Below are 12,230 nucleotides of genomic sequence, written 5' to 3' on the forward strand. Positions count from 1 at the left end.
CCGGGCCCGACCCCGCGGCCTCGCCCGCGCCCGAGGCGGCGGACGAGCCCGCGCCGGCGCCCCGCCCCGCACAGGTCCGGATCGCCCCGGTGCCCCTGCCCACGGCGGTGATCGCCGACGGCCGGACCGCATTGGTGTGCACGGAGTCGGCGGACGGGCGGCACACCTCGGTCATCGAGGACCAGGTGGTGGTCGGCTCGCTGTACGGCATGTTCCGCTCCATCTGGGCGGGCGCCACCCCCGCCCCGCGCCCGCTCGACTTCGGCAACCGCGCCCGTACGGAGATGGTGCGGCGGGTGCTGGCGCGGCTGCGGGACGGGGTCACCGACGAGGCGGCCGCCCGCGACCTGGCGATTTCCGTGCGTACGTACCGCCGCTATGTCACCGGGATCCTGGAGCTGCTGGACGCCAACTCACGCTTCCAGGCCGGGGCGCGCGCCTCCGAGCTGGGCATTCTCGGGGACCGCTGAGGACATGGCGGGAAGTCCGGCCTCGGAATTGTTTCGTTTTCCCATCGACATTGTGAACCGGTGTGCGCTGGGGATAGGTTGCACGCGGGCGTGCCGCGATCTGGCAACCGCCGGTAATGCAAGGGGATTTGGGGATGGGTGAGGGGTACGGGAGCGGTACGGCGGCCACGGCGGTAGCGCGCGGTGAGCCGGAAGCGGTGATGCCGCGGCGTGAGCCGCATTCCCCCCGGCCGCCGCGGGTGCGAAAGACCCGCGAGAGCGGCGGCGGGCGTCGCACGGGGGCCATGTTCCGGGGAGTGCTTCCGCCGCTCGTATTCGGGCTGGCACTGCTTCTCGTCTGGGACATTGTGACCCGTACCGGAGCGGTGGCGGAGTTCTACCTTCCGGGGCCGGTGGACTTGGCCCGGTATTTCATCGACCAGGTATTGCACGATTCCCTTGTCGACTACACCTGGGAGACCGTGCGAGAAGCGCTGGCCGGAAGCGGTATGGGAATCGGAGTGGCGCTGCCGCTCGGCTATCTCATCGCCCGCAGCGACCTGGCGGCCGCCGCGCTCCAGCCGTACATCGCCGCGTCGCAGGCCGTGCCCGCGGTGTCGCTGGCCCCGCTGCTGGCGCTGTGGCTCGGCTACGGACTGCTGCCGATCGCGGTGCTGTGCGCGCTCCTCGTCTTCTTCCCCATCCTCGTCAACACCGTGCTGGGGCTGCGCGCCCTGGACCCCGAGGTGCTGGGCGCCGCCCGCGTGGACGGCGTGGGGTGGTGGGGCATGTTCTGGTACATCGAGCTTCCGCTCGCCCTGCCCAGCATCCTCGCCGGGGTGCGCAACGGGCTCACGCTCTCCATCACCGGCGCGGTCGTCGGGGAGTTCGTCATGGGCGGCGACGGCCTGGGGCAGCTGCTGTCGGTGCAGCGCCAGGCGGCCGACACCATCGGCCTGTTCTCCACACTCGTCATGCTCGCCCTGCTCGCCGCCGGTCTGTACGGCGTGGTCCGGCTGGTCGAGCGGCTCGCACAGCGTGACTGACCGGTGAGCGGCCGGTCGCATCCGATTCACGAGTCGATTCTCGAGGAGAAGTACGTGCGTTCTGTGCAGACGACCATGAGGGGTGCCCTCAGACAGCGGGTTCTGGGGGCGGCTCTCGTGTCGGTGGTGGCCGCGGCCACCCTGACCTCATGCGCCGAGGAGCCGAAGGACGCGGGGGGCAAGGGCGGCAAGAGCATCACCGTAGGGCTGACCTACACCCCGAACATCCAGTTCTCGCCCTTCTACGTGGCCGCCGAGAAGGGCTACTACAAGGACGCCGGGCTGAAGGTGACGCTACGTCATCACGGCGCGTCCGAGGACCTCTTCGGGGCCCTGACGTCGGGCAAGGAGGACGTCGTCTACGCGGGCGGCGACGAGATGCTCCAGGCACGCGCCGCCAAGAATCTGCCCGTCGTGGACATCGCGACCTTCTACCAGAAATACCCCGTGGGCCTGATCGTGCCCAAGGACTCCGACATCAGGAAACCGGCCGACCTCAAGGGCCGGAAGATCGGTACACCCGGTCCCTTCGGCGAGACGTATTTCGGTCTGCTCGCCCTTCTCAAGGAGGGCGGACTTTCCCCGAAGCAGGCCAAGATCCAGAACATCGGATTCACCCAGCAGGCGGCCCTGACCGGAAACAAGGTCGAGGGCGTGATGGGCTATCTCAACAACGACGCCATTTCCTTCGAGGAGGCCGGCAAGGAGGTCCGGGCGATTACGCTCGACTCCGGCGACAAGGGTGATCCGCTGGTCGGGGTCGGTCTGGGCGCCAAGAAAGACGTGCTGGAGAAGCGCGGCGACGACATGAAGAAGTTCGTCGCGGCGTCGCTGCGCGGGCTGCGCTACGCGATGGACAACCCGCACGACACCATCAAGCTCAGCGAGAAATACGTACCGGGGCTGCGCGGCGAAAAGCAGAAGAAGAACGCGATGGCGGTCCTCAAGGCCACGATGCCGATGATGAAGACGGACCAGGGCGAGGTCGGCGTCAACGATCCGCAGACCTGGACCCGGATGGCCGATTTCATGTACGACCAGGGGCTGTTGGAGAAGACGGTCACCCCTGAGGACGCGTACGACAACGGCTATCTGCCGAAGTCCTAGCCGCTCCGGTCGCTCCGGTCACCCTGGCCACCCTGGTCGATCGCGGGAGGGACGGCCGCCGCGCGCCGGTGCAGTGCGGCGGCCACCGCGAAGGCGGCCCCGGCACCGGCCGCGAGCGCGGTCCAGCTGCCCGTCGCCGAGAGGTGGGCGACCACGAACAGCCCGATCGGCGGCCCGGTCGCCGTGCCCAGGTTCCAGGCGAGGGAGGCCAGCGCGCTCGCCCGCCCCACGGCCGCCTCGCCGGACCAGCGCAGCAGCAGCGGATAGAACGCCGAGGAGTACGTCAACTCGCCCGCCGCGAAGACCACCGCGAACGCCAGCAGCAGCCCGTAGCGGAGGACCGGCGCGGCCCCGTCCCCGGCCAGCGCCGCGCCGAGCCCGCAGCCGAACGCCGCCACCCACAGCACCGGCCCGGCGGCCAGGCTCACGGTCTCCGGCAGCCGCTCCAGCCAGCGGCTCAGGAGTGGTTGGAGGGCGACCAGGGCGAAGGAGTTGGCCGCCACGACAGCGCTCACCCAGCCCAGGGTGACGGCCATGTCGTCGTGCAGGAGCAGCGGCACCGTGGCCTCGATCTGAGTGAAGCCGACGATGGCGAAGAGGGCCTGGGCGACGATCAGCAGCGCCATGGGGCGGGCGTGGAGGAGCGTGCGGTACGTGGTCCCGTCGGCGGCCGGGGCTTGCGCCGGGGTGGCCTGCCCCGTGGTGCGGGGGCGTACGTACCAGATCGCCGCGATCAGGGGGAGCGCGGCCAGCGCGTTGGCCAGGTACAGCCAGCGGAGCGTGCCGGTCGGGGTGTGCGCGCCCTGGAGCGCGAGCCCCGCGGCCACCGAACCCACCCCGATGCCGACGTTGTTGACGATGTGCCGGACGGAGAACGCGGTACGGCGGCCGCTCTCCGGAACGGCCGCGTCCACGACGCCCACGATCGACGCGTAGAACAGCCCGAAGCCCACGCCCACGCACGCCCCCGAGGCGAGCACCAGGGAGGTGGTGTCGGCCGGGGCCAGCAGCCCGTACCCGGCGGCGAGCGCCGCCCCGCCCAGTACCCCCACCCGGTGCGGCCCGCGCCGGTCGGCCAGCGGGCCGCCCACGAGGGCCGCGGCGAAGCTGGCCACGGCCATCGCGATGAAGTACCCGCCCGCGGCCCTGGCGCCGAGGTCCAGCAGCCCGCTGATGTAGATCGCCGTGAACGGGAAGCACAGGCCGTTGCCGAGGGTGGAGACCAGCAGGGCGCCCATGAGCAGGGTGAAGCGGTGCCCCAGGGGTTCCCGTTTCATGGGGTGAGCGCGGCGCGCAGCGCGAGCAGGCTCTCGACCGCCCCCAGGTCGTACGGGGCGGGCAGCGACAGCACGAGGTGCACCGCACCGGCCTCTGCGAACCCCTCGGCCAGCGGCAGTTGGTCCGGGTTGACCATGACCGTACGGGCCACCTGCCCGGGGTCGCGGCCGACCCGCTCGCACCACTCGTCCAGAGCCCGGTTCAGCTCGCGGAACTCGGCGACCGGGTCGGTGGCGGCCCAGCCGTACCAGTTCCACCAGTCCGCCTCGCGGGCCACCAGCTCCAAGGTGCGGCGTCTGCCCGCGCCCCCGATGAGCAGCGGAAGGGGTCCCGCCGGGCCGGGGTTGAGCTTGGCCAGCCGCTCCTTGACGGCCGCGACCGAGGCGGCGAACGCGTCCATGCGCCCGGCCGGACCGGGGAACGGTATGCCGTACTCGGTGTGCTCGGCCTCGAACCACCCCGCCCCCAGCCCCAGCACCAGCCGCCCGCCGCTGAGCTGGTCCACGGTGCGGGCCATGTCGGCCAGCAGGTGCGGATTGCGGAAGGCGGTGCAGGTGACGAGGGGGCCGATGGTGGCGTGCCGGGTCTCGACCGCCATCGCGGACAGCAGCGACCAGCACTCGTAGTGGGTGCCGCCCGGGTCGCCGGTGTGCGGGAGGAAGTGGTCCCAGGTCCACAACGAGTCGACGCCGAGGGCGTCGGCCTGCCGCCAGGCGGCGCGGAGTTCCTGGATGCCGGTGTGCTGGGGGTGGAGCTGGACGCCGATGCGCAAGGTGGTCCTTTCGGTTGTTGTTCCCCACCCCGCCCCTTCCCGACCCAGGGGCAACGCCCCTGGACCCCGCCCTTGCCGCGTGAGGCACGGGCGCCCCCGCCCCTCCGGGGCGGTGCCGCGTGCCCGGTGCCGGGCGGCGGGGGCGTGCGGCCGGTGCTGCGTGGTGGGGGCGGCGATCCGCCCTCGCCGGGGCGGTGACGCCTGCTCGGCGTCGGGTGCCGGGTGCGTGTGCCTGCTGTTGCGGGGTGGGGGGCCGCCCCTACGGGGTTGCTAGGGGACGGCCCGCCTATCCGGGGCGGTGCTGCGTGTCGGGTGGTGGGGGCGTGTGCCAGGTGCTGCGGGGTCGGCTGTATGTCTGGTGTCGGGTGGTGGGGCGCTGCCCCTGGCTCCGCGCGCTTGCTGTTGGCGGGGGAGGGGCGTGCCCCGGGTTCGCCGGGCGGGGGCCGCTCCTGTCGGTGGGTACGGGCGACGGTCCGCTCCTCCGGGGCGGGGTCGCGTGTTCGGTGCCGCGTAGCGGGGTTGCGTGTCAGGTGGCGGGGACGTGTTTCCGGTGCCGGTGGCGGGTGCCCCGTTTGTCGGGGGTGAGGTCGCTCCCGGCGGGTGGGTACGGGTGACGGGCCCGGTGCCGGGTGGGTGGGGCGTATGTCCCGTGCCGCCGGAACGGGGCGTTCGTGGCCCACCGGCCGCCGGGGCTACGGGGTGACGACCACTCGGTAGACCGGGGTCTCCGAGGCCTGCTTCAGGGCCTTCTCCACCTCGTCCAGGCCGTACCGCGCCGTCACCAGGCCCTCCAGGCGGGGGGCCAGGGAGCCGGCGCGGAGGAGTTCGGCGGCTGTGCGCCAGTCGGACGGTTCGTGGCTGAAGGAGCCCGTCACCGTGAGCTGGCGGCGGTGCACCTCGTACCCGGGGAGCTCGGCGGGCGGGCCGTCGGGGGCGCCGCCGAAGAGGACGATCGTTCCGCCGTCGGCCACGGCGGCGAGCGCGGCGGCGATGCACTCGGCGCTGGCGATGGTGACGAACACGACGTCAGCGGCGGGGAGTCGGGCGACGTCGTCGGGGCGTACGGCAGCGTCGGCGCCCGCCGCCGCGACCGCCGTGCGGCGTTCCTCGTCGCGCTCCACGACCGCGACCCCGCGCGCCCCCAGCTCGCGGGCCACGGCCAGGTGGAGATGGCCCATGTACCCGGCGCCGATGACGGTCACCCGGTCCCCGGCGCGGAAGCCGCCGCGGCGCAGGGAGTGGACGACGCAGGCGAGCGGTTCGCCCATGGCGGCGACCGCCGGGTCGGTGTCGCCGACCGACCAGACGCGGGAGGCGGGGAGCACGATGTGGTCGGCGAGCCCGGCGCCCATGGCGATCGCGCCGTCCGCCTCGCGCACCCGGCCCTGGAGGGCGACGCAGATGGCGGACTGGCCGCGGCGGCAGGCGCGGCAGGCGCCGCAGCGGGGGAGGCCGTCGAGGGTGACGAGGGCGCCGACGGCGGGCATGTCCTCAAGTCCGGCGGCGGTGGCGCCGACGCGTTCGACCCAGCCGGAGATCTCGTGTCCGGCGGCGGCCGGGTAGACGGTCATGCGCCCGGCGTACAGGTTGGCCTCCATGGTGCAGATGCCGCACGCCGCGATGCGCACCAGGACTTCCGAGTCCCCGACGTCGGGCACGGGTATCCGTCTTAACTCGACCTCGCCTGCCGCGGTGATGACCGCTGTACGCATGGGAACAGCCCTCCGGATTACGGACGTTGTGCCGGGAGGCTATGCCCGTACCCCCGGGGAGGCAAGGAAAGGATCACGGGCCGTCAGCGGGCTCAGCGGGCGCCCTCGGCGTACGTCGCCCGCCGGAACGTCCACCAGATGATGACCGCGCCGGCCGCCGCGGCGATGGCGCCGACCACGGCGGCGACGTGCATGGCGTGCACGAATCCCTGGTCGGCGAAGTCGGACAGCCGCGGCATCCGCAGCCGACCGGCGATGAGCCGGGTGGCCTCGGGGGACTCCTCGGCGGCACCGGCCGCGCCCGGCGGCAGGCCGTCCAGCTTGGGGCTGATCTCGCCGCGGTAGACACCGGCGAGGACGGAGCCGAGGACGGCGACCCCGAGGACGCCGCCGATCTGCCGCATCGCGTTGTTGACGGCGGACCCGGCGCCGGTGCGGTCGGCGGGCAGGACGGACATGATGGCCTCGGTGGTGGGGGCGACGGCGGCGCCCATGCCGAGCCCCTGGAGGATGAGGAAGACCCAGAACAGGCCCAGCCCGCTGTGCTCGTCGAGGAAGACGTACGCGAAGAAGCCGGTCGTGGCGATGAGCATGGCGACGGTGACGACGCGGCGCACCCCGTACGCCCGTACCAGCTTCGCCGACAGGGGCGCGCCCAGCAGCACGCCGATGGCGACGGGGGCGATGGACAGCCCGCACTCCAGCGGGGTCTGCCCGTGGACGCCCTGGAGATAGAAGCTCGTGTAGTACATCGAGCCGTTGAGGCCGAAGAAGGTCAGCATCACGGCCACGCTCGCGCCGGTGAACCGGCTGTTGCGGAAGAGCCGGACGTCGAAGCTGGGGTTGGCGACCCGCAGTTCGACCAGGACGAACACCAGGACGAGGATCGCGCCGACGGCGAACGCGCCGAGAATGGCCGGATCGTTCCAGTCGTTGCGGTGGCCGCCCTCGATGACGGCCCAGACGATGGCGAAGAGGCCGACGGTGGAGAGCACCACGCCCAGCGGGTCGAACTTCTGCCGCACCTTGGCGGCCGCGCCGGGCAGGAACACCAGCGAACCGGCCACGCACAGCACGACGATCGGCACGTTGACGAGGAAGACCGACCCCCACCAGAAGTGGTCGAGCAGCGCCCCGCTGAGCATCGGCCCGGTGGCGATCGCGATGCCGCTGGAGCCGGACCAGATGGCGATGGCGGTCGCGCGGTGGCGTTCGTCGAAGACCTGGGCGATCAGCGCGAGCGTGGCGGGCATGATCAGGGCGCTGCCGACGCCCATCGCCCCGCGGGCGACGATGAGTTCGGTGGCCGAGCCCGCGTACCCGGCCCAGGCGGAGGCGCCGCCGAAGACGAGCATGCCGGTGAGCAGCAGATTGCGGTGGCCGTAGCGGTCGGCGAGCACCCCGCCGGTGAAGAGGAGCACCGCGAAGACCAGCGTGTAGGAGCTGATGCTCCACTGGAGCTGGTTGGGGCTGGCGCCGAGCCCCTCGTCCGGGTCGGCCAGTGTCTTGAGCGCGACGTTGAGGACCGTGTTGTCGAGCCACACCGCGAGTTGGGAGAAGACCAGCACCGCGAGAGCGAGCCATTGGCGGCCGGTGGGCGACTGTGCGGCGCCCGCCGGTGCCGTGTCGGTGATCGCGGTGTTCTGTGCAGCCATGGGGGCGGCGCCTTTCGGGGACCACTGAAGGGTGGGGGGTCCGCGCTCGTACGGCAAGGGACGGCTTGCTGGCTCAAGGCTTGCTGGCTCAAAGAGGAAGTTACCAATCTGCCGAGGCGGGGCGCAGCCCCTTGACCCCGTTGGAGGGTCTTCCTCCGCTGAAGGGCGATGATATTTACCCCGTTGACGGCCCGTTGAGCCATGATGTTCCTTGCCGTTTCGGCAGATGGCTCGTTACTGTGCCTCGATCGGGGAACGGGGGGTGTCCTTTGAGCCATTTTGGAATTCAACCAAATGACCGTACGCCTATCGAGGGTATCGACGGTATTGACGGCGCGACGGGCACAAGGAGAGCGGTTCGTATGGAGCCGGAAGCCAGGTCGGACAACCTGGAGGAAGCCCTCGGCCAGGCGTTACGGCTGATCGAGTCCGCCGTGACCCACCACCGCCGCGGCGTGCTCGCCTCGGCGACCGCGGAACTGCCGGTGGACGGCGAGGTCGTGGCGGGATGGGTGGCACGGCTGGTGCTGCGTGCCCAGCGTGACGTGATCTGGAGCCTGCCGGAGGTGACCTGCGAGGACCATGCGCGGTTGGTCGCGCAGACGCTCGCACAGCTGTCCGGCAAGGGCGTGCGGATCCGGATGCTGTGCCCGCCGCGGGTGATCCGCGGGGTGATGTGGCAGCGCACGGTCGGCACGGTGCCGCGGCTGGAGGTGCGGGTGTGCGGCTCCGCGCGGCAGGAGCTGGTGGTGGTGGACGGCGCGGCGGTGATCGCACCCGAGCGCTCCCCGGGCGACCCCGGCGGCTCCCGCGCCTCGATGATCCAGAACTCGACGGTGGCCGCGATGCTGCACCGGCTGCTGTGCGGGATGTGGGACACCGCGCAGCGCCCGATGCGGCCGCTGTCGTTCGAGGGCGGGGCGCGCGGCCGGGTGCTGCGCGAGGTGCTGACGCTGATGGCCGAGGGCTACAAGGACGACGCGGCCGCCCGGAAGCTGGGGCTCTCGGTGCGTACGTACCGGCGCTACGTGGCGGACATCATGCGGGACCTGAACGTGGAGTCGCGCTTCCAGGCCGGGGTGCGGGCCGTGCGCGCGGGGCTCATGGAGGCGGAGCGCGACTAGTCGAATGCTGTGACGGGTAGTCGGGTAGTCGGGTTCAGGACGATTTGCGCGGTCTGCGGGCATCACCGTGGCAGCTTGCTGCAGATTGGGCATCCTGACGTTCCGGTAACCGGCTGCGCAGTGCAGCTTTATGACAGCCGTGGTTGTCGTGCGGTTGGGTTCACAGGCGGTGTGACAGGTAGTGGACTCGGGGCTTGTCGCCCCCCGAACCGCCGCATAGCGTCATCGGCAGTCGTCGCTTTGCCCATGCCGAAAATGGAGGTGCGCGGTAATGGCCGCCATCGTCGAAGAGCGTCGGGAAACCATCAAGGAAATCGTCACCGATATCCTTGAGATCGACCCGGACGAGGTCACGGAGACCAGCCTCTTCAAAGAAGAGCATGACGCGGATTCGCTGCGTGCCATTGAAATACTTGCGGCGCTCGAAAAAACGTTCAACGTGGTCATCGACCAGTCCGAGCTGGGCCGGATGGTGAACCTCAAGGGCGTCTACGAGGTTGTTTCCGACGCGGCCGGCTGGTGACGGGGCCCTCGGCGGACTCCTCGGAAGGCAGGGCGATATGCGTGGTGAGTCGGGTCGCAGGGTCGTCGTCACCGGTCTCGGGGCGGTGTCCGGCATCGGCATCGGCGCCGCGGAATTTCTCGCCGGACTGCGCGCGGGGAAGAGCGCGGCACGGCCGGTCACCGCGTTCGACACCGAGGGTTTCGAGCATGCGATGGCATGCGAGGTCCCGGACTTCGAACCCGGGCGGTGGATCCGCCATCTGGACATCGGGAACCTGGGCCGGGCGAGCCAGTTCTCGGTGGCGGCGGCCCGCATGGCGGTGGCCGACGCAGGTATCGCGGAGGACGCGCTGCGCGCCGTCCCGTCCCTGATCTCCATCGGCACCACCGACGGGGAATCGGGCGACCTGGACCAGCTCGTCGAGACGGAAGTCGACCTGGGGCCCGAGCGGATGGACCCCACCGTCGCCCGCCGGGTGCCCGCCGGGCGGCTTTCGGCCGTCATCGCCGAGGAGTTCCGCTTGAGCCGGACGGAGGCGGTCACCCTCCCCACGGCGTGCGCGGCAGGCAACTACGCCATCGGCTACGGCTACGACGCGATCCGCGGCGGGGACGTGGAGGTCGCCCTGTGCGGCGGCGCCGACGCGCTGTGCCGCAAGACGTTCACCGGCTTCTACCGGCTGGGCACCATAGCGCCCGAGCGCTGCCAGCCCTTCGACAAGGACCGCAAGGGCATCCTCACCGGCGAGGGCGCGGGCGTCCTCGTCCTGGAGAGCCTGGAATCGGCGCTGGCCCGCGGCGCCCGCATCTACGCCGAAGTCCTCGGCTACGGCCTCAACTGCGACGCGGACCACCCCGTCGCCCCCAACCAGGACAGCGTGGCCCGCTGCATGCGGCTCGCCCTGGACGACGCCCGGATCAAGCCGGAGGAGGTCGACTTCATCTCCGCGCACGGCACCGGCACCCGGGCCAACGACATCACCGAGGCCCGCGCCATCCGCCAGGTCTTCGGCGACGCCGCCCCGCCGCGCACCGTGTCCATCAAGTCGATGATCGGCCACTCCATGGGCGCCGCCGGGGCGCTCGCCTCCATCGCCTGCGCGCTGGCCCTCACCGAGGGGTTCATCCCGCCGACCATCAACCACGTGGAGACCGACCCGGAGTGCGGCCTCGACGTCGTACCGAACGAGGCCGTGGACGCCGAGCTGAGGGTTGTACAGAACAACGGGCTCGCCTTCGGGGGCAACAACGCCGTCGTGATCTTCGGCAAGCGCGGCACGGACTGGAATTAAGGACATGAGTCAGCTGGTGACCGGCGCGGGCGCCGTGGTGAGCGTGGGCGAGGGCGTCGACGAGGTCTTCTCGGCCCTGTGCGCGGGCACCAGCGGACTCGGTGAACTGCGCGGCTTCGACCCGGACCGCTACCGGGGGCGGCACGCGTACGAGATCGACGACCGGCCGGGGCCCGGCGCCGACGTGCCCGGCCGGGCCACCGCCTGGCTGCTGCGCGCCGTCGGGGAGGCGGCGCGGCAGGCCGGGCTCGGCGAGGACCTGAGCGGGGTGCCCGTCCTCGTCGGCACCGGGCTGCGCGAGCTGCGCTCGGCGGAGCTGGCCTGGCGCGACGGCACCGCGTTCGACACCGGGGGGCGGCTGCACTTCGGCACCGCGCTGCGAGAACGTTTCGGCGCGGAGCACACCCACACCTTCGCGGGGGCGTGCTCGGCCTCGCTGTACGCCCTCGCCCTCGGCAGCGACCTGCTGACCACCGGCGCCGAGGACACCGTGATCGTGGCCGGTGTCGACACCCTCACCGAGTCCATGTACGGCCTGCTGGACCGGGTGAACGCCGAACCGCCCGACCGGGTCCGGCCGTTCGACCGGGAGCGCCGCGGCGTGCTGATGGGCGACGGCGCCGCCGCGGTGGTGCTGCGCCGGGAGGAGTCCGGCGCGCGCTCCGGCGCGCTCGGCAGACTGCGCGCCGTCAGCATGAACTGCGACGCCCGCCATGTCACCGCGCCCGACGCGCAGGGCATCGTACGGGCGGTGCACGAGGCCCAGCAGCGGGCGGGCGTCACCCCCGGCGAGATCGACCTGGTGCTGCTGCACGGCACGGGGACGCACCTCAACGACAGCGCGGAGGCGACCGCCATAGCCGAGGTCTTCGGCGCCGATGTGACGACGCCGCTGATGACCGCGATCAAGTCCATGACCGGCCACACCTCGGGCAGTTCGGGCCTGGTCAGCCTGATCGTCGCGCTGAAGTCGCTGACCTCGGGCCGGGTCCCGCCGACCCTCGGCCTCACCGATCCGCTGCCCGAGGCGGCGGATTTCCGGTTCGTCAGGGAACCGTATCCGGCCGATGTGGAGGGGCTGCGGTTCGCCCAGATCGACGCGTTCGGGTTCGGCGGGGTCAACGCCGTCGCCATAGTGGAGAGGGCATCCTGATGACCGCACTCCACGCACTCCACGCACTCCCTGCGCCGCGCGCGCCCGGCACCGCCGTCGTCGTCTCCGGGGTCGGGCTGGCCCTGCCCGGCGCGGACACCCCGGACGCGCTGCTGCGCGGCGCGCACGCCCCCGGGC

11 protein-coding genes are annotated in these 12,230 nt (G+C 71.8%); 7 read left to right on the top strand and 4 right to left on the bottom strand.

What is annotated here, in order from left to right:
• The 3 genes from EEJ42_RS39940 to EEJ42_RS39950 all read left to right on the top strand — a co-directional run.
• A partial coding sequence (locus tag EEJ42_RS39940) for a helix-turn-helix transcriptional regulator (protein ID WP_425473034.1) occupies nt 1-470 on the top strand: 470 nt, incomplete at its 5' end.
• A 461-nt stretch (nt 471-931) separates the two neighbouring features.
• Nucleotides 932-1,495 (top strand): ABC transporter permease, encoded by a 564-nt coding sequence (locus EEJ42_RS53445; RefSeq protein ID WP_246097664.1) that lies wholly within the window; start codon nt 932-934, stop codon nt 1,493-1,495.
• Nucleotides 1,496-1,549: 54 nt separating this feature from the next.
• Nucleotides 1,550-2,602, top strand: coding sequence for an ABC transporter substrate-binding protein (locus EEJ42_RS39950; RefSeq protein ID WP_123107055.1), 1,053 nt, complete (start codon nt 1,550-1,552; stop codon nt 2,600-2,602).
• Here EEJ42_RS39950 and EEJ42_RS39955 read toward each other — a convergent pair.
• From EEJ42_RS39955 to EEJ42_RS39970, 4 genes are all read right to left on the bottom strand, one after another.
• Entirely contained in the window at nt 2,599-3,879 is a 1,281-nt protein-coding gene (locus EEJ42_RS39955) for an MFS transporter (RefSeq protein WP_246097663.1), read from the bottom strand. The two genes, EEJ42_RS39950 and EEJ42_RS39955, sit on opposite strands and share 4 nt — an antisense overlap.
• Nucleotides 3,876-4,652, bottom strand: coding sequence for an LLM class F420-dependent oxidoreductase (locus EEJ42_RS39960; protein ID WP_123107049.1), 777 nt, complete (start codon nt 4,650-4,652; stop codon nt 3,876-3,878). The genes EEJ42_RS39955 and EEJ42_RS39960 overlap by 4 nt, the downstream gene beginning before the upstream one ends.
• 692 nt (nt 4,653-5,344) lie before the next feature.
• Nucleotides 5,345-6,364 (bottom strand): zinc-dependent alcohol dehydrogenase, encoded by a 1,020-nt coding sequence (locus EEJ42_RS39965; RefSeq protein WP_123107050.1) that lies wholly within the window; start codon nt 6,362-6,364, stop codon nt 5,345-5,347.
• A gap of 92 nt (nt 6,365-6,456) precedes the next feature.
• The gene (locus EEJ42_RS39970) at nt 6,457-8,019 is read right to left on the bottom strand and encodes an MFS transporter (protein WP_123107051.1); all 1,563 of its coding nucleotides are present in this window, start codon (nt 8,017-8,019) and stop codon (nt 6,457-6,459) included.
• Between the two features lie 362 nt (nt 8,020-8,381).
• Between EEJ42_RS39970 and EEJ42_RS39975 the strand changes: the two genes are divergently transcribed.
• From EEJ42_RS39975 to EEJ42_RS39990, 4 genes are all read left to right on the top strand, one after another.
• Nucleotides 8,382-9,143 (top strand): helix-turn-helix transcriptional regulator, encoded by a 762-nt coding sequence (locus tag EEJ42_RS39975; protein ID WP_123107052.1) that lies wholly within the window; start codon nt 8,382-8,384, stop codon nt 9,141-9,143.
• A 271-nt stretch (nt 9,144-9,414) separates the two neighbouring features.
• A complete protein-coding gene (locus EEJ42_RS39980) occupies nt 9,415-9,666 on the top strand; it encodes an acyl carrier protein (protein WP_009717613.1) in 252 nt (83 codons plus the stop codon).
• Nucleotides 9,667-9,703: 37 nt separating this feature from the next.
• Nucleotides 9,704-10,939: a beta-ketoacyl-[acyl-carrier-protein] synthase family protein gene (locus EEJ42_RS39985; RefSeq protein WP_123107053.1), complete on the top strand. Its 1,236-nt coding sequence runs from the start codon at nt 9,704-9,706 to the stop codon at nt 10,937-10,939.
• Between the two features lie 4 nt (nt 10,940-10,943).
• Complete coding sequence (locus EEJ42_RS39990) at nt 10,944-12,092, top strand: beta-ketoacyl-[acyl-carrier-protein] synthase family protein (RefSeq protein ID WP_123107054.1); 1,149 nt, start codon at nt 10,944-10,946, stop codon at nt 12,090-12,092.
• The last annotated feature ends 138 nt before the right edge of the window (nt 12,093-12,230 follow it).

Source organism: Streptomyces botrytidirepellens (assembly GCF_003721215.1).
GTDB lineage: Bacteria > Actinomycetota > Actinomycetes > Streptomycetales > Streptomycetaceae > Streptomyces > Streptomyces himastatinicus.

What these genes read in the sequence shown, in the direction of transcription:
- EEJ42_RS39955 (WP_246097663.1), bottom strand. Translation starts at nt 3,879, where the DNA reads ATGAAACGGGAACCCCTGGGGCACCGCTTCACCCTGCTCATGGGCGCC.
- EEJ42_RS39965 (WP_123107050.1), bottom strand. Translation starts at nt 6,364, where the DNA reads ATGCGTACAGCGGTCATCACCGCGGCAGGCGAGGTCGAGTTAAGACGG.
- EEJ42_RS39970 (WP_123107051.1), bottom strand. Translation starts at nt 8,019, where the DNA reads ATGGCTGCACAGAACACCGCGATCACCGACACGGCACCGGCGGGCGCC.
- EEJ42_RS39975 (WP_123107052.1), top strand. Translation starts at nt 8,382, where the DNA reads ATGGAGCCGGAAGCCAGGTCGGACAACCTGGAGGAAGCCCTCGGCCAG.
- EEJ42_RS39980 (WP_009717613.1), top strand. Translation starts at nt 9,415, where the DNA reads ATGGCCGCCATCGTCGAAGAGCGTCGGGAAACCATCAAGGAAATCGTC.
- EEJ42_RS39985 (WP_123107053.1), top strand. Translation starts at nt 9,704, where the DNA reads ATGCGTGGTGAGTCGGGTCGCAGGGTCGTCGTCACCGGTCTCGGGGCG.
- EEJ42_RS39990 (WP_123107054.1), top strand. Translation starts at nt 10,944, where the DNA reads ATGAGTCAGCTGGTGACCGGCGCGGGCGCCGTGGTGAGCGTGGGCGAG.